We start from the raw sequence: 21,937 nt of genomic DNA, 5'->3' as shown, positions 1-21,937 counted from the left end.
TTTTACTGAATAGAAGGAAAATAGTGAATTTTCAGTGAATATATAACCTTGTGAAAAACAAAGGAGGGATAGGAATGAAAAAGCGTTCAGTCTTTTTGTCATTTTTATTGGTAGGGAGTTTGTTACCGGGGGTAAGTTCAGCTTCTGCACCAGTTGCAAGTGCAGGTCATGGGCATGATCATGGTCATGCGCCGTTTGAAACACATATTAGTGAAGGGTTGCCAAAGGCAAACGATTTTAAAGATTTGACGACGGCACCTCCAATTGAAAGAGATGTGACAACAAAGATTTTAGATGAGTCTGGTAAACAGGTAGGGTCTAGAACCTTTAAAGCAAATACAGGAGATTCGATTTCAACAAAAGCTAGTACAGGCAGTCAGAAAGTGACCGTCTATGCAGTAGCTGATGCGCAGTATCGTGCGAAATATAGTGATTGGCAGACGCGCATTGTCAGTATCATTGAGCAAGCGGATGTGACATTTAACCGTGATCATGATGTGGACTTTGTCGTACAAGCCGTAGGATCTTGGACGTCTTCAGGATCAAATGCATCACAAATTTTGTCCAACCTTCAGCGCAGCTTTGATGGCAGAGGATACGACTTTGTCACAGGATTTACAGCAAATCCAAACTTTGATGCTGGCGGAATTGCTTATGTCTACAATAGTGCACCAAGCGGAAGTGCATTCGCCGTTAACCTTGACCAAGGAACAGCGAATACAGCAAAAGCGGCTACGCATGAATACGGCCATAACTTTGGCTTACCGCACGACCCTCAAGGAAGCGGCATTGTCTGCTTAATGAATTATGATTATTCCTACACAGTCGATTTCTTCGATGCGGCTCATAAAAATCAGGTGAACCGTAATAAAGCTTGGTACAGATAAGGTAAGAGACAAAAGGACAAACACCGAAAAAGTGTTTGTCCTTTTTATATGCTTACAGGTCGCTCATTCGCTTTCCTGCTACAGCATAATGTTCTTTTTTCATTTCTTCAATAATGACAGAGACTTTTTCTGCACCTGCGCCTGTTGTTTCAACAACGGCATCTGTGACTTTCTCCACAAGCGCTCTTTTCTGCTCGTCTGTTCTTCCTTCAAGCATTTGAACGGTGACAATCGGCATGGCGAAAACCTCCTTTTTTCTTTCATCCTACGCTTCCCTTTAGTTTAAGGGACTTCTTATAGTATACTGAATGAAGTAAATGATTGTATAGAAAGAAAGAGGGATTCATGCCTTTGAACCAATTTCTTGTTTATCCATTAGAACTGATTCCATATGTCGCCATTACGCTTGTTGTGGCTTTTACGATGCACGAGCTGGCGCATGCATATGTTGCGTATCGTTTTGGAGATCCGACAGCTAAAAATCAAGGCAGACTGACGCTCAATCCATTGAAGCACCTTGATGTTTTCGGGACGATCTTGATCTTTGTGGCTGGGTTTGGCTGGGCGAGGCCTGTACCTGTGAATCGGTACCATTTTAAAAACCCGCGTCTCGCAGGGATTTGTGTGTCGATCGCAGGACCTTTAAGCAATTTGATTTTGGCATTTTTGGGCTTTTGTGTGTATGTGCTTCTTCAGAAATATGGTGGGGAGTGGATCATGCGCTTTGAGCCGGGGGTCGATTATTTCTTCCAAATCTTTATTAATTTGAACGTGATTTTGTTCCTATTTAACTTATTACCGATTCCGCCGCTGGACGGATATCGTATTATTGAGGACGTTGTCAGTCCCGGCATTCGTGCAAAGATGACGCAATTTGAACAGTATGGGATCATCATTTTCCTCATCTTCGTCATCACGCCGCTAGGTCAGTTTGTTTTTGGCCCTTTGATCGGAATGCGGGATCAAATCATATACTGGTTTAATCTTATTTTGAAGCCGCTGCTTTAGGAGGTTTAGTGAATGGAAGGTAAAAAGAAGAAACCAATTGGTTTTAATATCATTAAAAAAACAGATGCAACGGATGGGCATGGAGGTTTTGGGGCAGGTGCCCTCAGCCTTGATAATATCTCGCCAGTGATCATTGATGTGGAGGAAAAGGAAGCCGTCATTGATATTGGTGCGATGCATGCAAGAAGTGCAGTCGAAAAAGGAATTAAATTTTTAAAAACCAAAGAAGAGGTACCTAACGGAAAACCTTACTGGCTCGTATGGGTGACGATTGACCGTAGAGAAGAGGGGCCATATTATGCAGGAGTCACAGCTTGTGAAATGACGGTTGACCGCTCGATCCGCAGAGGATATAAATCACTTCCTGAGCATGTGAATTTAATGGATAAATCCATGAAGCGTAAAATCGTTGTCAGTCATATGGATGATGGTTCGAAAAAGGTGCTCGCTGATTTCTTGAAGAGTCACAATGAGGCGTTATGGGAAGCATCCACAGATGAATTAAAAGAAGGATTGGCTGTTCCTGAGTAATTGTGAAATTTTTGTGAAGAATGATGAATGGATACCAATTCCAGTCGTTTTTTCAGTAAACTGGTGTTAAAGCTAGGACATGGAGAATCCCGAGATGCAGATCTCGGGGTTTTTCATGTCCATTTTTAACGTTTCAGCCACTTTTCCCACCATTTCTTAGGCTGTTGATCCTGAGCCGTGTCTTGCTCAGATGCTTTGTTCTCGGCACCATAGCAGACACCGGTCGGCTCCGTTCCTTCTATAAAATAGGTGAATACCTTTGATTCGCATCCTGGGCCTGCGAGATCACCGGTTTTTGGATTGATATATACGCCTTTTACACCGTCTGGCGGCATGAAGGAGGAGGCTGGCTGGTTTGAGAGGGCTGATTCCATAAAGGAAGCCCATATCTTTTTCGCATAGGCGGTTTCTTTGACCGAGTCAATGGTGCGTCCTTTATCATAGCCGGTCCACACACCTGTGACGAGCTGGGGAGAGAAGCCGATCATCCAGCTGTCAGCGCCTGTCGTCCCCGATTTCCCTCCATACGTTCTGGTAAGATCTTTTGAAATGGTACGACCTGTGACACTTGTATAGCCATTTAATTGGGTATTGAACATCCCTGACATCATGTCAGTGGTGACAAATGCTGCTTTTTCATCTAGTACTTGCTCTCGTTTTTGTTTCTCCTCAAATAGTACGTTGCCCTTTGCGTCCGTTACTTTCGTAATAAAGGTTGGCTTGACGCGTTTTCCTCCATTGACCAGCATCGCGTAAGCATTGGTCATTTCGATTGGTTTGACAGGTGAAGTACCTAGAGCAAGCGAAGGCACTTGATCTAGTTTTTCGTGAATCCCAAACGTTTTGCCTGCACGTACGAGCTGTTCCATTCCTAAAAATAGATGGGTTTTGACCGCATAAATATTATCAGATAGAGCCAAAGCCTGAAGCATCGTAATACCGTCATTGGCGTAATAGCCGTGATAGTTGCTTGGTGAATAAGCGGCGCCGCTTCCTTGCTCATCGAGTTCAAAAACAGTTTCTTCACTGCGCATCACGGTTGCTGGTGTAAACCCATTTTGCAAGGCCATGTAATAGAGAAGTGGTTTCATTGTTGAACCGGGCTGTCTTTTCGCTTGTGTGACCCGGTTGAATGGGCTTTTCTCGTAATCTCTTCCCCCGATGAGTGCAAGCACATGACCTGTCTGGGGATGAATGGCGGTTAAGCCAATTTGGATACCTGATTCAGAATCCATGATGTTGGTTAAAGTCTTTTCAGCGATTTTTTGTAATTCAGGTTGTAAGGTCGTTTCGATATGAAGACCATACGTTTCAATTTGTTCCTCGGTTAAGCCCAGCGTTTGTTTCAGTTCGCGAATGACATCATCATAAAAATACGGGGCCTGCTTTGCTTGCAGCTGCTTTTGTTTGAGCGGGCGATAGGACAGCTTTTCCTTGCTGGCATCAGCAGCCGCTTTTTTCGTGATCATGCCATCCTCTTGCATTTGCTGTAGGATCATCTTTTTTCTTGATTCGGCTCTTTCTTCGTTCACATAAGGGGAGTAGAGAGAAGGCCCCTTTGGAATACCGGCAAGCAAGGCAGACTCAGCTAAAGTTAGGTTCTTCGCTTTTTTCCCAAAGTAAAGGCGGGATGCCGCTTCCACACCGTATGCGCCGTGGCCATAATAAATGGTGTTCAAGTATCCTTCTAATATCTCATCTTTTGTATAGTTTTGTTCTAAGCGGATGGTGTAAAAGGCTTCATTCCACTTCCGCTTCCATGTTTTATCATGATCTAAATATAAATTTCGTGCGTATTGCTGGGTGATCGTGCTGGCGCCTTGTACTTTTGCCATTGCACGAATATCTGCCACCGCAGCACCTGCCATTCGTTTCACATCAAAGCCGTGATGCTGATAAAAGGTTTTATCCTCAACCGCGACCACTGCCTGCTGTATATGAGGGGACATGTCCTTTAACGGAACCCAATATCTCTTTTCCCCAAAGCTCGATTCGCCAAGTTTTGACCCATCGGCTGCATAAATGGTCGTGGATTGGGGAACTTGAACAGAGGGAGCGCCTTGCCACTTAGCAAGTAAAAGAATCGTCAAAAAGACTGTGCCTGCAAATAGAAAAGCGAGCAAGCCGATAAAAAAACAGGCCCGAATCGTTTTCACGGTCATGCGGATTTTTTTATTACTCATGATTGTGTCCATGCAAAGCCCCCATTTTGACGGTTTTTTATCAGTATGGGACAAAGAAAACCGTTTTAAACAGGCGACTGCAAGGGTGTGCTTTAAAAATGAAGTTATCTCATGCGGTTCTTTACAATTTGATACGAATCCACTATACTTTTTTCTTGGACAATCGATATAGTCAAGCCGATAAAAGGCGCTAACAATAGATGTTTGTTTATTATTGGATGAGAGGAAGATGAACAATGAGCGAACTTTGGTATACAGAGAAGCAAACGAAGAATTTTGGCATTACATTGAAGGTGAACAAAACCCTTCACACAGAACAAACAGATTTTCAGCATTTAGAAATGGTGGAAACAGAAGAGTTTGGCAATATGCTGTTTTTAGACGGTATGGTGATGACATCAGAGAAAGATGAGTTTGTATACCACGAAATGGTGGCACATGTTCCTCTTTTCACTCATCCAAACCCGGAAAATGTCCTTGTTGTAGGCGGAGGAGACGGCGGTGTTATTCGTGAGATCCTCAAGCACCCAAGTGTGAAAAAAGCGACACTTGTTGATATTGATGGCAAGGTCATTGAATACTCGAAGAAGTTCCTTCCTTCAATTGCTGGGAAACTAGACGATCCTCGTGTAGAGGTAAAAGTCGGAGACGGCTTTATGCACATTGCGGAAGCCGACAACGAATATGACGTGATCATGGTTGACTCAACTGAGCCAGTTGGACCAGCTGTGAACTTGTTCTCTAAAGGTTTCTATGCAGGAATCTCAAAAGCACTAAAAGAAGACGGTATTTTCGTTGCACAGACGGACAACCCTTGGTTCACACCTGAGTTAATTACAAATGTACAGCGTGATGTAAAAGAAATTTTCCCGATTACCAAGCTATACACAGCGAATATCCCAACATATCCAAGCGGTCTTTGGACATTTACCATTGGTTCTAAGAAGTATGATCCACTTGCTGTAGAAGACAGCCGCTTCTTTGATATCGATACGAAATATTACACAAAAGAATTGCACAAAGCGGCATTCGTTCTGCCGAAATTTGTGAGCGACTTAATCAAATAAATCAAGCGAAGTGGAAATGCGCAAATGACCGTTTGCGCATTTTTTGAAGCGTAAAAGGAGGAATCTTGCATGAGATTCGACGAGGCTTATTCAGGAAAAGTGTTTATTGGAAGTCATCCGACATGGGAAGATGCAAAAGTCATTTTATATGGTATGCCGATGGATTGGACCGTCAGTTACCGTCCGGGTTCTCGTTTTGGCCCGAACCGTATTCGTGAAGTATCCATTGGATTAGAGGAATACAGCCCTTATTTGGATCGTGAACTGCACGAGGTGCCATTCTTTGATGCTGGCGACATCCCGCTTCCATTTGGCAATGCACAGAAAAGTTTAGATTTAATTGAAGAGTATGTCGACAGCATTTTAGAAAAAGGGAAGTTTCCATTAGGTATGGGCGGCGAGCATCTTGTGTCTTGGCCGGTTTTCCGTGCGATGTATAAGAAATACCCTGATTTGGCCATCATCCATATGGACGCACATACGGATCTTCGTGAGGAATATGAGGGTGAGCCGCTTTCACATTCGACACCGATTCGTAAGGTGGCAGGACTTATTGGACCTGAAAATGTATACTCTTTCGGCATCCGTTCAGGGATGAAAGAAGAATTTGAATGGGCAAAAGAAGCAGGCATGCACATTTCTAAATTTGAAGTGCTGGAGCCATTGAAGCAAGTATTGCCAAAGCTGAAAGGCCGCCCAGTTTATGTGACAATTGACATCGATGTACTCGACCCAGCTCATGCACCTGGAACAGGTACGGTGGATGCTGGCGGTATTACGTCAAAAGAACTGCTTGCATCCATTCATGCCATTGCAGATTCTGATGTCCATGTCGTCGGTGCAGACCTTGTGGAAGTAGCGCCTGTATACGATCATTCGGATCAAACGGCGAATACAGCAAGCAAACTTTTACGTGAAATGCTGCTTGGGTTTGTGAAATAACATTTTGATAGAGGAGCTTGTCATCTCATAGGGGCAAGCTCTTTTTTTTACATTGGTGACATGATAAAGGAGGCAGGTCATGTTTTCTTCAATATTGATGGTATTACTCGCTTTATGTGTGTTAGCGGCAGGCTTTCTCACGCTGAAAAGAGAACTTGTAGCGAGTCCGCCCACTTTCACCTCGAAAAAAGAGGCAAAGGATGAGATGGTTCATCTGTTTCAGGATCGAGGCTTTTTCTATCTCACTGGCATAGCGCTGTTCATGCAGTTCGTTTATAAGCAAGGGCGTCTTCTCCCATTTGATTTCTTTCAGGCATTTTTGGCAAGTTCAGGCATCCAAGCACTGTTTTATCTCATCAATCGAAAAGACGCGGGGCTCAAGACTGGACTCGTGATAGGGGTGAGCTTCATTTTTCTTTTTTTCTAAAGAGACATGTGAAGATCAAAAATGGAGTTTCATCCACATAAACACGAGAAATGATGGGATGATAGGCAATCGGGATTATGGTATACTATTTTAGTTAAACGGGTCTTAGCAAAGGAAGTGCAAAATGACACAAAACCAAATTTCAATTCATGTAAAGTCAGTGATGAAACCAGAGACGGAACCGGCTGAAACGATCGAATTCCGAACAACTGGAACGTATCAAGAGAAGAATGACAAAACGTATCTCACTTACCATGAAGAACATGAAATGGGTCAAGTAAAAACTGTTGTCAAAATAAGTGAAAAAGAAATTTTTGTCATGAGATCAGGTGCGATTCAAATGAAGCAGCGCTTTCTCATTGGAGAAACGACCGTGACACATTACACGATGCCATTTGGCACACTTCAGCTCGATGTGCACACACATGGCATTGATCTTGATGTAGACAATGGGCTTCTGCACATTACGTACGATATGCTGACAGGTGAAGATCAAAAGCATTTACATACATTATCGATTTCATATAAGGAGGATTTACGTTCATGAATATCGCAGAACAGGTCAAAGATGCGTTAAAAGAAGAAATCATTGCGGCAGTCGTCAAAGCAGGACTTGCTGATGAAAGCCAGGTGCCGGATGTTCTTTTGGAAGTGCCAAAAGACAAAACTCACGGTGATTATTCCACCAATATGGCGATGCAGCTTGCTCGCATTGCGAAAAAAGCACCTCGTCAAATCGCCGAGGACATTGTGAATGCATTTGACAAAGGCAAAGCTTCAATTGAAAAACTGGATATCGCAGGTCCAGGGTTCATTAACTTTTATATGAACAATCAGTATTTAACAAAGCTTATTCCAGCTGTTCTTGAGGCAAAAGAGGCTTATGGCGAAACGAATACAGGCGGCGGTCAAAAAGTGCAAGTCGAATTCGTCTCAGCCAACCCAACAGGTGACCTTCACCTTGGACATGCCCGCGGCGCAGCTGTAGGAGATTCTCTTTGTAACATCCTTGATAAAGCAGGCTTCGACGTGAGCCGTGAATACTATATCAACGATGCAGGCAATCAGATCAATAACCTTGCTCTATCTGTAGAAGTACGTTACTTTGAGGCGCTCGGTCTTGAAAAAGAAATGCCAGAGGACGGCTATAGAGGAGAAGACATCAAAGGCATCGGGCAGAAACTTGCTGATGAATTTGGTGACCGTTTCGTGCATGAATCAGAAGAAGAGCGTATGAAATTTTTCCGTGAGTACGGTTTAAAATATGAACTAGAAAAACTACGTGTCGACCTAGAGAATTTCCGTGTCCCATTTGATGTGTGGTATTCTGAAACGTCTTTATATGAAAACGGAAAAATCGAACCGGCGCTAGAAACACTTCGCGCTAAAGGCTATGTTTTTGAAGAAGACGGTGCAACATGGTTACGTTCAACTGATTTTGGTGATGACAAGGACCGTGTCTTGATTAAAAAAGACGGCAGCTTCACGTACTTGCTTCCAGACATTGCATATCATAAAGACAAATTAGACAGAGGCTTTGACCAGCTCATTAACATTTGGGGAGCGGACCATCACGGCTACATTCCTCGAATGAAAGCGGCGATCCAAGCACTCGGATATCCAGCGGACAAACTGGAAGTCGAAATCATTCAGCTCGTTCACCTTTACAAAAACGGTGAAAAGATGAAAATGAGTAAACGTACAGGTAAAGCCGTCACAATGCGTGACTTGATTGAAGAAGTGGGCTTAGATGCTACTCGTTATTTCTTTGCGATGAGAAGTGCGGCGACACATATGGACTTTGACTTAGACTTAGCGATTTCTACGTCTAACGAAAACCCTGTGTACTACGCGCAATATGCACATGCGAGAATTTGCAGCATGCTCCGTCAAGGTGAAGAAAAAGGCTACGAGCCAAACCTTGAAAAAGCAGATTTCTCTCACATTCAGTCCGATAAAGAATACGATCTTCTGAAAATCATCGGCAGCTTCCCAGAGGTTGTAGCAGAAGCAGCAGAAAAACGTATTCCGCACCGCGTCACAAACTATATCTATGATCTTGCATCAGCCCTTCACAGCTTCTACAACGCCGAGAAGGTCATTGATGTTGAAAATGAAACAAAAACAACAGCACGCCTATCACTGATGAAGGCGACACAAATTACACTAGCCAACGCATTAAAACTCATTGGCGTATCTGCACCGGAAAAAATGTAATGCAAAAAGCCCCGCTCTATTTTATGAGCGGGGCTTCTTTATATAAAAAACCCGCTATTCTCGAGAGATAGCGGGTTTTGAAAATTAACCAAGCGTATTAATAATGTTAGAAATAGAATCGGATACTTGACTAAGTACATCAGAGAACATGAGCGTATCCTCCTTTCAGAAAGCATGTAGTATGTGCGTGTCATAGGAATTACCCAAGTGTGTTAATGATGTTAGAAATAGAATCAAATAATTGGCTAAGTACATCAGAGAACATAGTTTGTATCCTCCCTTCAGAAAGCATGTAGTATGTGTGCGTTAATGGGATTATCCAAGTGTATTAATAATGTTAGAGATAGAATCGAATAATTGGCTAAGTACATCAGAGAACATGTTTTTGCCTCCTCTCTTTTCTTTTTACATCTACTTAACGAAGGGGATGAAGGGTTGGATCACTTTTTCTAAAAAAATTTTAAAAAGAAATAATGGCATAGAAAAAGTACCCTCATATGTGGGTGCTTTTTAGGTTTTATTTATGCATGAACACGCCATTGGATTTGTCCGTCGTAGCAGGATAGCTCGGCACTCCCGCCAATCGGCAAGGTGAAGACTGGCTGTGTATGTCCGAGATCGACATCGTAAATCACTGGAATGTGTTGAAGCATTGGGTGCTTATCTAGAATGAACCTCAAATGTTCCTCTGTCATCTTGGATTTCTTTTGAAAACGTCCGATGATTAACCCTTTAATGGATTCAGCATGCTGCAAGAGCGAGGCAAGGTCTCTGGCGAACATTTCAGGAAAGACCAAGTCATCATCCTCCACAAATAAGATGGCATCCTTGATGTGAGGCATAAAGGGTGTCCCTTGCAGTAAGTTCAGTGTACAAAGGTTTCCGCCATACAAGGTGCCTTCAGCTGTTCCTTCCTGATAAATCCCCCATGTTGTCGGATGAAACTGCCTATTTGCTTGATCAAGATACCACGCATCATCACTCCACTTTGTAGAAGGGGTGAAATCAAATGGCTCGCTGCTCATCACGCACGCTTGAAACATGGCTGTCTGCTCCTCTTGTCCTTGTTCCATTTGGAAACTAGAGAAATGAGGACCTGAGTACGTCACCATGTCACATTTGGCGGTAATGGCGTTTGCAAGTGCGGTAATATCACTGTAGCCGCAAAGAACTTTTGGGTGCTGACGGATCAAATCATAATCTATATAAGGCAAAAGCTCATTGCAGTTAAAGCCGCCGATTGCTGTCAAAATGCCATCGACTTCATCATTTGAGAATGCCTCATGTAGATCAGATAGACGGTGTTCAATAGAAGAAGAGGAATGCAGATCACATTCAAACACGTGTTGTCCGAAAGAAATAGTAAATCCTAATGCCTCTAAACGTTTTTTGGCCTGAGCCATTCCTTCTTCTGATAAAATGCTGGCACTTCGGCTTGGAGCAATTACCCGAATGTGGCTTCCCTTTTTTAAAGCAGGTGGTGTACGCATAAGTCATTCGTCCCTTCCTTCACATATTTTCCATTATATCGGATCAAAACGCTCCAGTCTGTAAAAGCTAAAAGAAAGCAGCAAACCGTGCGTTTCAGACGAGCTGTGCAAAGGGTATGGAAGAGAAAAAGACAGAAACGAATGAGGGCGGAGAATGTGAAAAAGAGGAGACTGGAATTTCTATTTTTATATTTCATGATATTTGGGGCATATGTGGTGTTTTGGTGGCCGGTTCCAGCGTGGGGTTTTCAGCTTTATGCAGCTAGTTACATCGCCATCATTTTATTTAGTATTATCTCGCTTATGCTAGAGAACCGGACATCACAGCATACGCTGTTATGGATGTATGTACTGATCTTTTTCCCGATCATCGGCTATATGTTTTATTTGTTCTCAGGACAGCTATATGTCAAGGGACATTTGTTTAAATCAAAGAGAATGTATAACCGAGAAAAATTACGCAGAATATCAGAGCTTGAGAGTAAACCGGATGAGACGCGTTTAACCGATAATCAGCGTGCTTTTTTTCATTACACAGAAAAAGCAACAGGTATGCATGTAAATACAAATAGTGATATGGAGATTTTAAAGAATGGAGAGGAAACCTTTCCACGTATTTTTGAAGAATTAAAAAAGGCAAAAACGTTCATCCATATAGAATATTACATGTTCAAATCTGATTTCCTCGGTCACCGGATGATGGAGATCCTGATTGAAAAAGTGAAAGAAGGAGTAGAGGTCCGATTCATCTATGATGCGGCTGGCAGTATTCGCTTCTCACGAAAAGATATTAAACGATTGAAGCAGGCGGGGATAAAGGTCGCTCCTTTTCTGCCATTAAAATACGGATTCTTTAATCAAAAATTCAATTTCCGAAATCACCGAAAAATCGTGATTATTGATGGTGAAACAGGATTTGTTGGCGGGCTCAATGTCGGGAAGGAATATGTAGGACGCGATGAAAACATCGGCTTTTGGCGTGATACGCATGCGATGTTAAAGGGTGAAGCCGTTCAGACACTTCACTCCATTTTTATGCTGGACTGGGAGTATGTATCAGATGAAGTGTTAATTGATGATCCGAAGTATCACACCCCGCATCCTGTGACAGGAAAAGATGTTATTCAGGTCGTGCCGACTGGACCTGATATGAAGGAAAGTATGAGTGATTTATATGACGCACTCATTTCGAATGCAAAGCAATTTGTCTGGATTGCGACGCCTTATTTTGTCCCAAATGAATCCATTCGCACAGCGTTAAAAATTGCGGCCACAAGAGGGGTGGATGTGCGTGTGATGGTGCCTGAGATAAACGATGGGTTTCTCACGCAATACGCCACACGATCTTATTTTTCTGAGCTTTTGAAAGAAGGTATCAAGGTGTATCACTATCAAAAAGGCTTCATGCATCAAAAGGTCATGATTGCAGATGGAGAGCTTGCCTCTGTCGGAACGGCAAATGTCGATATGAGAAGCTTCCAGCTCAATTTTGAGGTCAATGTCTTTACAGCGGCAAAGAAACCGATCGAGCAATTGATGGCTCATTATGAGGAAGATATGAAAGAATGCGAGCAAATGGGGCCGGTTCATTTCTATAAAAGAGGATTAAAGGAACGTTTAAAGGAATCGTTTGCGCGATTGTTTTCAGGTGTATTGTGAGAGTTTCCAGGGAAAGAAATCATTTCCTGATCTAGTAATTCGATAATGATTCCTCTATAATTGAAAATGATTATCAATTATAGAGGAAGTGAGGTTCTTTTACATATGCTAAAACGCTTTTTTGCCTATTACAGGCCCTATCGTGGTCTGTTCTTTTTAGATTTCTTTTGTGCTGTTGCCGTTGGACTCATGGAACTGGGCTTCCCGCTCATCGTGAATTACTTCATTGATACATTACTGCCGACAGGGAACTGGGCGGTCATTGGCTGGACCGCACTTGTGTTGTTTGTTATTTATGCGCTCAGTTCAGTGATGCAATTTATCGTGTCATATTGGGGGCACATGCTTGGCATTAATATTGAGACAGATATGAGAAAAAAGCTGTTTGATCATTTTCAGCGTCTGTCCTTCAAATTTTTCGATAACAACAAAACAGGCAAACTCATGTCACGGATGACAAATGACCTCATGTACATTGGAGAGGTGGCGCATCATGGGCCGGAAGATTTGTTTATTGCCATTATGACCATTCTTGGCGCCTTTGCCGTCATGCTCATGATTAACTGGCAGCTTGCCATTTTAACCTTTCTCATCATGCCTGTCATCATTTGGCTCGCCCTTCATTTTAATAAAAAGATGACAAAGGCGATTACACAGCTCAACAATGACATTGGAGATTTTCATGCAAGGGTTGAAAATAATATTGGCGGTATTCGTCTTGTTCAAGCCTTTGCAAATGAACATTTTGAGAAAAAGCGCTTTGCTGAAAATAACAACCGCTTTCGAAAAGCGAAACTTCTTTCCTATAAAATTATGTCGGTTAACGGATCAATCAGCTATATTCTCACAAGGCTTGTGACGCTGTTCGTTCTTCTGGCAGGTACATGGTTTGTCCTTCAAGGTCAATTAACAGCAGGCGGATTTATCGCCTTTGTCTTGATCACAAATGTGTTATTCAGACCAATTGATAAGATCAACACGGTAATTGAAATGTATCCAAAAGGCATTGCCGGTTTTAAAAGCTATGTCGATTTACTGGAAACAGAGCCAGATGTGAAGGATACAGAAGGAGCACGTGATCTTTACGGCTTGAAAGGTGAAATTGAGTATCGAAACGTGACATTTGGCTACGATGAGCACAGTCATGTATTGAAGGATATCAACTTAAAGATCAAACAAGGGGAAACTGTTGCGTTTGTCGGGCCATCAGGAGCGGGGAAATCGACCATTTGTAGTCTGCTGCCTCGTTTTTATGATGTGGACGAAGGAGACATCACCATTGATGGTGTGAGCACAAAATCGATGACCTTGTCCTCTTTAAGACAGCAGATTGGCATTGTGCAGCAGGATGTCTTTTTATTCTCAGGTACCATTCGTGAAAACATTGCGTACGGCAACCTAGAAGCGAGTGATGCAGACATTTGGGAGGCGGTGCGACGTGCCCATTTAGAGGAGCTCGTTCAGCGTTTTCCAGAAGGGTTGAATACGGTCATTGGTGAACGTGGCGTTAAGCTATCTGGTGGTCAAAAGCAGCGCCTGTCAATTGCACGCATGTTTTTGAAAAACCCATCTATTCTTATTTTGGATGAAGCGACGTCAGCGCTCGATACAGAAACAGAAAAAGCGATCCAAGACGCACTAAGCGAACTGGCAGTCGGCCGGACGACACTCGTCATTGCTCACCGCCTTGCGACAATTAAACATGCAGACCGAATCATCGTCGTGACAGAGGAAGGCATTGAAGAACAAGGCCGCCATCAAGACTTAATCCAAATGGGCGGTGTTTATAGCAGACTGCATGAAGCGCAGTTTGGTCATTGAAGAGAAGTGATTGAATGAGTCCAGTTATTAAGCTGGGCTCTTTTTGATAGGATAAAATCTTCTTTTCCATTTAAATGGAATGTTGATATACTATAAGGCAATTAGATTCAAAAGGAGAGGATGGCTTGAGTGAAACGGCAAAAACAGTCATGATCAAAAGCATTCACTATGTGACGCTCGTTGGCTTATTTATCTTAATCATTCCCGCTGGACTCAATCCAGTCTTTTTTTATGTGGGAATGATTTTGTTTGGCATCAATACTGGAGTGAACGTCATAGGTAGTTCTCTGAGCAGAAAAAAGATATTTGCGATGCTGGCCATCAGTTTTGCTGTCATATTGTTTGGGCTGTTTAAGCTCTTATATTAAATCTGAGCCCTTTTGAAAAAGGGCTTTTTTTGCTAGGATAGTAAAAACTCGTGTAGGAAGGATCTGATGGAATGAAGGGGCTTCCGCATTTACAGAAGGGCGATAAAATTGGTATTTATTCTCCCTCAAGTCCGGCATCTGCTACCTCGCCTCTTAGGTATGAGCGGGCGAAGGAATGGCTTGAACAAAAAGGATTCATTGTGGTACCAGGATCATTAACAGGGAAAGAGGATCACTATCGTTCGGGAACGATTCAAGAACGAGCAGCTGAGCTGAATGAGCTGATGGCGAGAGAAGATTTGTCCTGTATCATGTCGATGATTGGGGGGACGAACTCGAATAGTTTGCTGCCTTATCTTGATTTTGAGCTGCTGATGAAGCATCCGAAAATCATGATTGGTTATTCAGATGCGACGGCGATTCTTTTAGCGGCTTATGAAAAAACGGGTCTTCCTGTTTTTTACGGACCTGCACTTGTGCCGTCTTTTGGAGAGTTTGAACCATTTGTCAATCATACATATCAATCTTTCGAGGACATTCTCATTCATCCGCAGCCCATCCCATATCAGGTGAAAAAGCCGCCCTTCTGGACGGACGAACGGATCAACTGGGAAGAGAAAATACGAGAAAAAGAAAAACGTCCAAACGATTGGATGTGCGTTATTGAAGGGCAGGCAGAAGGCAGACTGATCGGCGGGAACCTAAATGCCATGTATGGCATATGGGGAAGTGAATTCATGCCTCAAATCCAAAAAGGCGATATCCTTCTCATTGAAGATTGTATGAAAACCGCCTCCACCGTCGAAAAGAACTTCTCTCTGTTAAAGATAAATGGTGTGTTTGAACGGGTATCTGGTATCCTCTTAGGGAAACATGAGCTGTTTGATGATGAAGGAACGGGCAAAAGGCCGCATGATCTTTTACTTGAAGTACTGGGAGATACAAAGAGGCCGCTCATCGCAGAATTTGACAGTGCTCATACGCATCCGATGCTCACGATGCCAATCGGTACAAAAGTAAAAATGAATGCAACGTCAGGCGAGGTTTGGCTGACAGAAGCATGGATATAAGAAAAAGAGCAGCCCTAAGGCTGCCCCAGCGTGTAGACAAACCCTCGCATTCGGTGTCAGTCCTGCGTGCCGGTGCTCACGAATGTGACATTCGCTCCGCGCCGGTACTCGTCCTTCCTAGACTGCAAAGGTTTTCAACTACGCTGAAAAGAAGACAAAGGGATAAAATAAAGTTCATTTTATCCCTTTGTCAGCCTAAGGCTGCCTTTCTTTACGATTACGAAGCATTCTCTTTTTCAAATGGCTGAAGGAGGTCTTGTGCCTCTTTTCCTTCTACCACAATTAAATAGTCTGATTCTAAATGAGTGAGCCTAAAGGTTTCTAGCTCTACGATGTTCTTAATGTTGCACATTGTTTTTTTAGAATATACATATAAACGATGCTGAGAGTGCTGGCACTTTTCGTATAGAGAAATAAGCTTATGTAAATTCAATGCTTTCGCAGCAATTCGGATTGAATAGATTTGTGACATCTTCATATCCTCCTGTTAAATACTTTCTCACAATAGCTTTGTTACCCCCGTTGCGATAGAGATAAACCTTTCTCTACGATTTCCACTCAATGGTGCCTCCGCCCGTCCGCCGATTGCCTCTGATCGCTGACAGCTCCTCAACAAGACGGAGTAAGGCCTGATCCTTTTTCTTTGCCTCAATCATAAAATCCACATCACGACCATACGGCTTTAAAGCTTGAAAAAGTGGCAATACAAAGGACATCTCCACTCCATCCGCATGGCTTCGTATCGCCTTTTCTGATTTTGGTGAGGATAAGTGGATTTTAGGCGGTATGCCAGTGTTTGCCCACGTGTCAAACACTCTTGGCAGAATGTCATCAAGTGCCGCATCATCATCTTTGTTTGCCATGTGATGGTGGTAATCAAATACAAACGGGATGCCATGCTTTTCACAAACATCAAGCGTTTCCAATGACGTATATGTTTTGTCATCATTTTCAAGCGTCATTCTCGCCTTGATATGTGCAGGCAGCTGCTTTATATTTTCATCAAAACGCTGTAAAGCGGATGCCTTGTCGCCGTATGCACCTCCGACATGAATGTTCATATAGCCTTCCTTTTCAAGCTTCATGGCCTCAAGCATTTCATAATGATAGGTCATATCGATGACGGCATTTTCTGTAATGGATGGTTTTGGACTTGTGAACAAAGTAAATTGATTGGGGTGAAAGCTCACTCGTAATCCGTGCCGCTTTACGAGTTGACCAATCTCTAGAAATTCTTTGCGAAAGGGTGTCACAAAGTCCCACCGCACCTCAGGATGGGTGGCGAGCGGGACAATCGAGCTTGAAAAACGGTAAAGCGGAATATCATGGGCAATCGCAAAATAAAGCGTTCTTAATGTATTGACGAGGTTGGCTTTCGTCGTTCGTAATAGAGCCTCTGTCCTCTCTTCCTTTGAGAGCTTACTGTATCTTGCAAAGGTCAACGACTTGGCAGGTGAAGCTTCCCATAAAGTGACGGCGTTGGATACATAACCAAATCGATAACGCATAGGTCAACTCCTTTATAAAAAATACGAGAACAGGGCGCCTATCCACTCAATTGGACGCGTGAGAAGTGGGCGTTGTTTGTATTTTTCTTCAGTCATCAGTTCTGAAACTTCCATGTGTTCACGAATCTTTTCCTCTACATGTGCGGTGAAGGTGGAATCATCAATGGCCACATCCACTTCTTCGTTGAAAAACAAACTTCGTTTATCAAAGTTCGCCGTACTGATCATACAACGGCTATGATCGATGAGAATGGCTTTCGCATGATAAAACCCTTTATAAAAACGATACACAAGACATCCAGCAGCGATCAGATCTTTCAAATAATGAAATCCAGCTTCTTTCACAAGCGGGTGATCTGCCTTCATTGGGATGATGATGTCGACAGTCACACCTCGCTTCCGTGCGTCAAGAAGGGCGCTTAAAAGAGGAGCAGATGGAATAAAATATGGCGTGCAGATGGTGATTTGCTTTTTCGCCTGTTGAATATCGTGAAGAAATAAGGCTTCTAAAGAAAAACCTGCCGTCGCACGTGTAGTGCACTGTAATGTTCCCGGTTCCAGTGCAGGAAAAACCTCGTATTGCAGCTGGTGAATACCAGAGGACCGGTACAAATCATTCAGAAACACATGCTGGAGGTCTGCCACAACCTGTCCTGTCATTCGCAGGTGATAGTCCTTCCAAATGCCAAACCTGCCGTTTTTCCCTACATATTCATCACCAATATTAAACCCGCCAATGTAGCCGATCTTCCCATCGATGACCGTGATCTTCCGGTGATTTCTCATGTTCAAACGATAAATGAAAAAAGGAAAACGTGGTTTATTTAAAAAGTAAAATTGAATGCCGCTTTTTTCGAGCATCTGAATGGATGTTTGATCAAATGGATAGGAGCCTAACCGATCAGTGAGCAAAAAAACCGAAACACCTTGCTCTGCTTTCGCTTTAAGTGCTTGCAGAATCCTTTGCCCGATCTTGTCGTTCTTTACAATAAAGAACATCATATGAATAGAAGAAGAGGCTTGCTGTATATCCGTAAGCAGCTGATCAAACAGTGGTTCGCCATCATGATAAAAAACTGCATCGCCGCTTGTTTGGTCAAAAGACCGTTCAAAAGCATGGGTAGAAAAATATTTTCTCCCTATATAAAGATCTAGCCTGACGAGTAGAACAATGACGAAGACGACGAGTAGAATGATCAATGCGATCATGAAGGTTCCTCCTTTTTTACATATGACGATAGTGTACCCAAATGGGCAAAAAATATTGACTGAATACTCATTCATTATTTATGATAGAGGTACAACATGGAAACGGAACAAAGTGGGTTTTGGGGAATGAAAGGGGGAGCAAGATGAATAGCCTTTTAATTGTTAACTTGATTGCATTTGCGGCAGTGACCGCTTACGCTGTGTATTTGTTTATTTATCTCATTCGAACACGAGCGGCGTATATTCGTCTTGGCAAAAAAGAAGAATTTCAGAAAGACATGAAAAAACGCTTAGAACGTGTTTGGGTGAATGTGTTTGGGCAAAAGAAACTGCTCAAGGACAAGAAGAGCGGCATCATTCATGTGCTGTTTTTCTATGGATTTATTTTAGTGCAGTTCGGAGCCCTTGATTTTATTATGAAGGGACTTGTTCCAGACAGCGGGCTACCATTAGGTCCGCTTTACGGTGTCTTTACGTTCTTCCAAGAGGTAGTCACACTTCTCATTTTAGTGGCGGTGGTTTGGGCGTTCCATAGAAGATATGTCGAGAAGTTAGTCCGTTTAAAAAGGGGCTTTAAGTCAGGGCTTGTCCTTTTGTTTATTGGCGGATTGATGCTGACCGTATTACTGGGAAACGGAATGAACATCATTTGGCATGGGCACTCACTATCAGCAACTGAGCCAATTGCTTCCGGCATTGCTTTCTTGCTGGGCTGGCTGTCACCACTTGCGGCAACAATTGTTTTCTATGTCGCATGGTGGGTGCATCTTCTTATTTTACTGACGTTCTTAGTGTACGTCCCGCAGTCTAAGCACGCCCATCTCATCGCTGGCCCGGTCAACGTATTTGTCAGCAGATTGGACCCGCCAGGCAAACTGCAAAAAATTGATTTTGAAGATGAGACACAAGAAACGTTCGGCGTTGGGAAAATTGAAGATTTCCGTCAATCTCAGCTAATCGACCTTTACGCTTGTGTGGAGTGCGGGCGCTGTACGAATATGTGCCCAGCGACTGGGACGGGGAAAATGCTGTCTCCAATGGATTTGATTTTACGATTAAGAGATCATTTAACAAATAAAGGGGCTGCCATTACTTCAAAGACACCGTGGGTTCCGCAGCTTGCTTTCAAGCAGACGACAGGAAATCAGCTGGCATTACAGGCAAGAGGAGCCGGAGCGGAAGAATCTGCGGCGAGCGCAATGTATCATCCTTCTCTCATTGGTGAGGTCATTACAGAAGAAGAAATCTGGGCATGCACGACATGCCGAAACTGTGAAGATCAGTGTCCTGTCATGAACGAACACGTCGACAAAATTATTGATATGCGCAGATACTTAGTGCTGACTGAAGGAAAAATGGACGCAGATGCACAGCGTGCGATGACAAGCATCGAGCGCCAAGGGAACCCATGGGGATTGAACCGAAAAGAAAGAGAAAACTGGCGTGAACTAAGAGAAGATGTGCATGTTCCGACAGCGAAAGAGCTGAAAAAAGCAGGTCAGACCTTTGACTATTTATTCTGGGTTGGGTCGATGGGGGCATATGACAATAGAAGCCAAAAGATTGCTCTTGCCTTTGCAAAACTGCTCAATGAAGCAGGGGTTTCTTTTGCCATCCTAGGCAATAAAGAGAAAAACTCAGGGGATACACCGAGAAGACTTGGGAATGAATTTTTGTTCCAAGAGCTTGCTGCAAAAAACATCGAAGAATTCCAAAAAAATGACGTAACCAAAATTGTCACGATCGATCCGCATGCTTACAATTTATTTAAAAATGAATACCCAGACTTCGGGCTCGAGGCAGAGGTGTACCATCATACAGAATTACTGGCAGAGCTAGTAAAAGAGGGGAAATTAACGCCTATTCATGAAGTGAACGAGGTCATTACTTTCCACGATTCTTGCTACCTAGGCAGATATAATGAGGTATATGATCCGCCAAGAGATATTTTAAAAGCCATTCCGGGTGTGACACTGAAAGAAATGGAACGGAATCGTGAATCGGGGATGTGCTGTGGTGCTGGCGGCGGCTTAATGTGGATGGAAGAAGAGACAGGTACTCGAATTAACACAGCGAGGACGGAGCAGGCCTTACAGGTACAGCCATCCATCATCAGCTCAGGGTGCCCATATTGTTTAACCATGCTTGGGGATGGAACGAAAGCGAAGGAAGTAGAGGAGCAGGTCGGCACATTTGATGTCGCAGAACTTCTTGAAAAATCAGTGTTTGGCGAAACGAGAACGCAGGCTTCATAAAGGTGTCAGGCCGATGGATATACTGTTCATCGGTCGCTGGCTTGCCGATGTTTTATGAATTGTCCAGTAATTATGTAAGCGGTAACAAATAGGAGGGGAAAGAAATGAGCACGACGGTCATTGTATCTGGAGCGAGAACACCGTTTGGAAAAATAGGTGGAACTTTAAGTCGTTTGACTGCTGCAGAATTAGGGGGGATGACGATAAAAGCTGCGCTGGAAAGAGCCTCAAATGTTCATGAAGTGGATGAAGTCATCATGGGCAGTGTCCTTCAAGGAGGACAGGGTCAAATTCCTTCAAGGCAGGCAGCTAGACATGCAGATCTTCCTTGGTCGGTTCCGACACAAACCATCAACAAAGTCTGTGCTTCAGGAATGCGCAGTGTCACGACAGCCGATCAAATCATTCGAGCGGGAGATGCGGAGGTCATCGTGGCAGGCGGTATGGAATCCATGTCCCATGCTCCTTATCTTCTAAAAAAAGCACGATGGGGTTACAAAATGGGAGATGGTGCAGTACAAGATGCCATGATTTTAGATGGATTAACCTGTTCGTTTACAGGTGTTCATATGGGTGAGTATGGAAGCATGGCGGCGAAAGAACTCGGCATCACACGAGAAGAACAAGACCTTTGGGCGTTAAGAAGTCATGAACGAGCCATTGAGGCGCAAAAAAGCGGCTTTTTAAAAAATGAGATCATCCCCGTTACCGTCAAGAATAAAAAAGGAGATCAGCTGATTTCAGAAGATGAAGCCCCGCGGCGTGATACGTCATATGAACGTTTGTCAAAGCTGATGCCCGTTTTCGATCAGGCAGGTACGATCACCGCTGGCAATGCACCTGGTGTCAATGATGGTGCAAGTGCGCTTCTATTAATGAAAGACACATACGCCATGCAGCAAGGTGAAAAACCTATGGCAGTTGTGCTTGGGCATGCGCAAGTAGCAGTAGAGGCAAAGGACTTTCCGAAAACACCAGCCTATGCCATCGAAAAAGTGTTAAAGAAAACAGGGAAGCGAGTAGAGGATATCGATTTGTTTGAAATCAATGAGGCTTTTTCAGCGGTGGCATTGGCATGCGAAAAAATTCTTGGACTGGATCGGCGGAAAATGAATGTGAACGGAGGGGCCGTCGCGATTGGTCACCCGATTGGAGCAAGCGGAACACGTATTATATTGACCTTGATCCATGCACTCAGACAAAGAGGCGGCGGGCTCGGCATTGCGGCGATTTGCAGCGGCGGGGGTCAAGGTGATGCGATCATGATCAAGGTGGATTAAAAGGGAGGCGTTCAT

20 protein-coding genes are annotated in these 21,937 nt (G+C 43.4%); 14 read left to right on the top strand and 6 right to left on the bottom strand.

Annotation, left to right across the window (positions count from 1 at the left end; translation table 11 throughout):
- Positions 1-74 precede the first annotated feature (74 nt).
- Complete coding sequence (locus NST57_RS18435; RefSeq protein ID WP_341299026.1) at positions 75-887, top strand: zinc-dependent metalloprotease; 813 nt, start codon at positions 75-77, stop codon at positions 885-887.
- Between the two features lie 52 nt (positions 888-939).
- Here NST57_RS18435 and NST57_RS18430 read toward each other — a convergent pair whose 3' ends face one another.
- Positions 940-1,125, bottom strand: a complete 186-nt coding sequence (locus NST57_RS18430) for a 2-hydroxymuconate tautomerase (RefSeq protein WP_003214939.1) — start codon at positions 1,123-1,125, stop codon at positions 940-942.
- A gap of 113 nt (positions 1,126-1,238) precedes the next feature.
- Here NST57_RS18430 and NST57_RS18425 point away from each other — a divergent pair, with 113 nt between their 5' ends.
- Together NST57_RS18425 and NST57_RS18420 are read left to right on the top strand one after the other, a co-directional pair.
- Positions 1,239-1,895, top strand: a complete 657-nt coding sequence (locus NST57_RS18425; protein WP_341299239.1) for a site-2 protease family protein — start codon at positions 1,239-1,241, stop codon at positions 1,893-1,895.
- Between the two features lie 12 nt (positions 1,896-1,907).
- Positions 1,908-2,426, top strand: coding sequence for a YwhD family protein (locus tag NST57_RS18420; RefSeq protein WP_007497712.1), 519 nt, complete (start codon positions 1,908-1,910; stop codon positions 2,424-2,426).
- Positions 2,427-2,551: 125 nt separating this feature from the next.
- On the opposite strand, the gene NST57_RS18415 is transcribed toward NST57_RS18420, so the two are convergent.
- Entirely contained in the window at positions 2,552-4,621 is a 2,070-nt protein-coding gene (locus tag NST57_RS18415; protein WP_341299025.1) for a transglycosylase domain-containing protein, read from the bottom strand.
- Positions 4,622-4,845: 224 nt separating this feature from the next.
- Between NST57_RS18415 and speE the strand changes: the two genes are divergently transcribed.
- The 5 genes from speE to argS all read left to right on the top strand — a co-directional run bounded on the left by speE (position 4,846) and on the right by argS (position 9,262).
- Positions 4,846-5,676, top strand: a complete 831-nt coding sequence (speE, locus tag NST57_RS18410; protein ID WP_017360074.1) for a spermidine synthase — start codon at positions 4,846-4,848, stop codon at positions 5,674-5,676.
- Between the two features lie 69 nt (positions 5,677-5,745).
- Positions 5,746-6,618 carry an agmatinase gene (speB, locus tag NST57_RS18405; protein ID WP_142153038.1) on the top strand — a complete coding sequence of 291 codons (873 nt, stop codon included), beginning with the start codon at positions 5,746-5,748 and terminating at the stop codon, positions 6,616-6,618.
- 79 nt (positions 6,619-6,697) lie between these two features.
- Complete coding sequence (locus NST57_RS18400) at positions 6,698-7,045, top strand: hypothetical protein (protein ID WP_142153036.1); 348 nt, start codon at positions 6,698-6,700, stop codon at positions 7,043-7,045.
- A gap of 124 nt (positions 7,046-7,169) precedes the next feature.
- Complete coding sequence (locus NST57_RS18395) at positions 7,170-7,592, top strand: DUF1934 domain-containing protein (protein WP_007497707.1); 423 nt, start codon at positions 7,170-7,172, stop codon at positions 7,590-7,592.
- Positions 7,589-9,262, top strand: a complete 1,674-nt coding sequence (gene argS / locus NST57_RS18390) for an arginine--tRNA ligase (protein WP_008343507.1) — start codon at positions 7,589-7,591, stop codon at positions 9,260-9,262. Before NST57_RS18395 ends, argS begins: the two co-directional genes overlap by 4 nt.
- Positions 9,263-9,783: 521 nt before the next feature.
- Here the strand turns inward: argS and NST57_RS18385 are convergent.
- Positions 9,784-10,752 carry a S66 family peptidase gene (locus tag NST57_RS18385; protein WP_341299024.1) on the bottom strand — a complete coding sequence of 323 codons (969 nt, stop codon included), beginning with the start codon at positions 10,750-10,752 and terminating at the stop codon, positions 9,784-9,786.
- Positions 10,753-10,908: 156 nt separating this feature from the next.
- Between NST57_RS18385 and cls (NST57_RS18380) the strand changes: the two genes are divergently transcribed.
- The 4 genes from cls (NST57_RS18380) to NST57_RS18365 all read left to right on the top strand — a co-directional run bounded on the left by cls (NST57_RS18380) (position 10,909) and on the right by NST57_RS18365 (position 15,670).
- Positions 10,909-12,411, top strand: coding sequence for a cardiolipin synthase (gene cls / locus NST57_RS18380; RefSeq protein ID WP_341299023.1), 1,503 nt, complete (start codon positions 10,909-10,911; stop codon positions 12,409-12,411).
- A gap of 105 nt (positions 12,412-12,516) precedes the next feature.
- Positions 12,517-14,232: an ABC transporter ATP-binding protein gene (locus tag NST57_RS18375; RefSeq protein WP_341299022.1), complete on the top strand. Its 1,716-nt coding sequence runs from the start codon at positions 12,517-12,519 to the stop codon at positions 14,230-14,232.
- A 125-nt stretch (positions 14,233-14,357) separates the two neighbouring features.
- Complete coding sequence (locus NST57_RS18370) at positions 14,358-14,600, top strand: hypothetical protein (protein ID WP_061420503.1); 243 nt, start codon at positions 14,358-14,360, stop codon at positions 14,598-14,600.
- A 71-nt stretch (positions 14,601-14,671) separates the two neighbouring features.
- The gene (locus NST57_RS18365; RefSeq protein WP_341299021.1) at positions 14,672-15,670 is read left to right on the top strand and encodes a S66 family peptidase; all 999 of its coding nucleotides are present in this window, start codon (positions 14,672-14,674) and stop codon (positions 15,668-15,670) included.
- A gap of 217 nt (positions 15,671-15,887) precedes the next feature.
- Here the strand turns inward: NST57_RS18365 and NST57_RS18360 are convergent, their stop codons facing one another.
- The 3 genes from NST57_RS18360 to cls (NST57_RS18350) form a co-directional block, all read right to left on the bottom strand.
- Positions 15,888-16,142 carry a general stress protein gene (locus NST57_RS18360; protein WP_341299020.1) on the bottom strand — a complete coding sequence of 85 codons (255 nt, stop codon included), beginning with the start codon at positions 16,140-16,142 and terminating at the stop codon, positions 15,888-15,890.
- A gap of 73 nt (positions 16,143-16,215) precedes the next feature.
- Positions 16,216-17,178 carry a UV DNA damage repair endonuclease UvsE gene (gene uvsE / locus NST57_RS18355; protein WP_041091396.1) on the bottom strand — a complete coding sequence of 321 codons (963 nt, stop codon included), beginning with the start codon at positions 17,176-17,178 and terminating at the stop codon, positions 16,216-16,218.
- A 12-nt stretch (positions 17,179-17,190) separates the two neighbouring features.
- Entirely contained in the window at positions 17,191-18,387 is a 1,197-nt protein-coding gene (gene cls / locus NST57_RS18350) for a cardiolipin synthase (RefSeq protein ID WP_144716428.1), read from the bottom strand.
- 143 nt (positions 18,388-18,530) lie between these two features.
- Here cls (NST57_RS18350) and NST57_RS18345 point away from each other — a divergent pair, with 143 nt between their 5' ends.
- The gene (locus NST57_RS18345) at positions 18,531-20,642 is read left to right on the top strand and encodes a (Fe-S)-binding protein (RefSeq protein ID WP_341299019.1); all 2,112 of its coding nucleotides are present in this window, start codon (positions 18,531-18,533) and stop codon (positions 20,640-20,642) included.
- Between the two features lie 104 nt (positions 20,643-20,746).
- Positions 20,747-21,922 (top strand): acetyl-CoA C-acetyltransferase, encoded by a 1,176-nt coding sequence (locus tag NST57_RS18340; protein ID WP_142153015.1) that lies wholly within the window; start codon positions 20,747-20,749, stop codon positions 21,920-21,922.
- Positions 21,923-21,937 lie beyond the last annotated feature (15 nt).

The organism is Bacillus sp. FSL M8-0077, assembly GCF_038050255.1.
In the GTDB taxonomy this organism is placed as follows: domain Bacteria; phylum Bacillota; class Bacilli; order Bacillales; family Bacillaceae; genus Bacillus; species Bacillus altitudinis.
The sequence above is the reverse complement of the archived record's forward strand: the minus strand, read 5'-3'. Positions and strand labels throughout refer to the sequence as shown.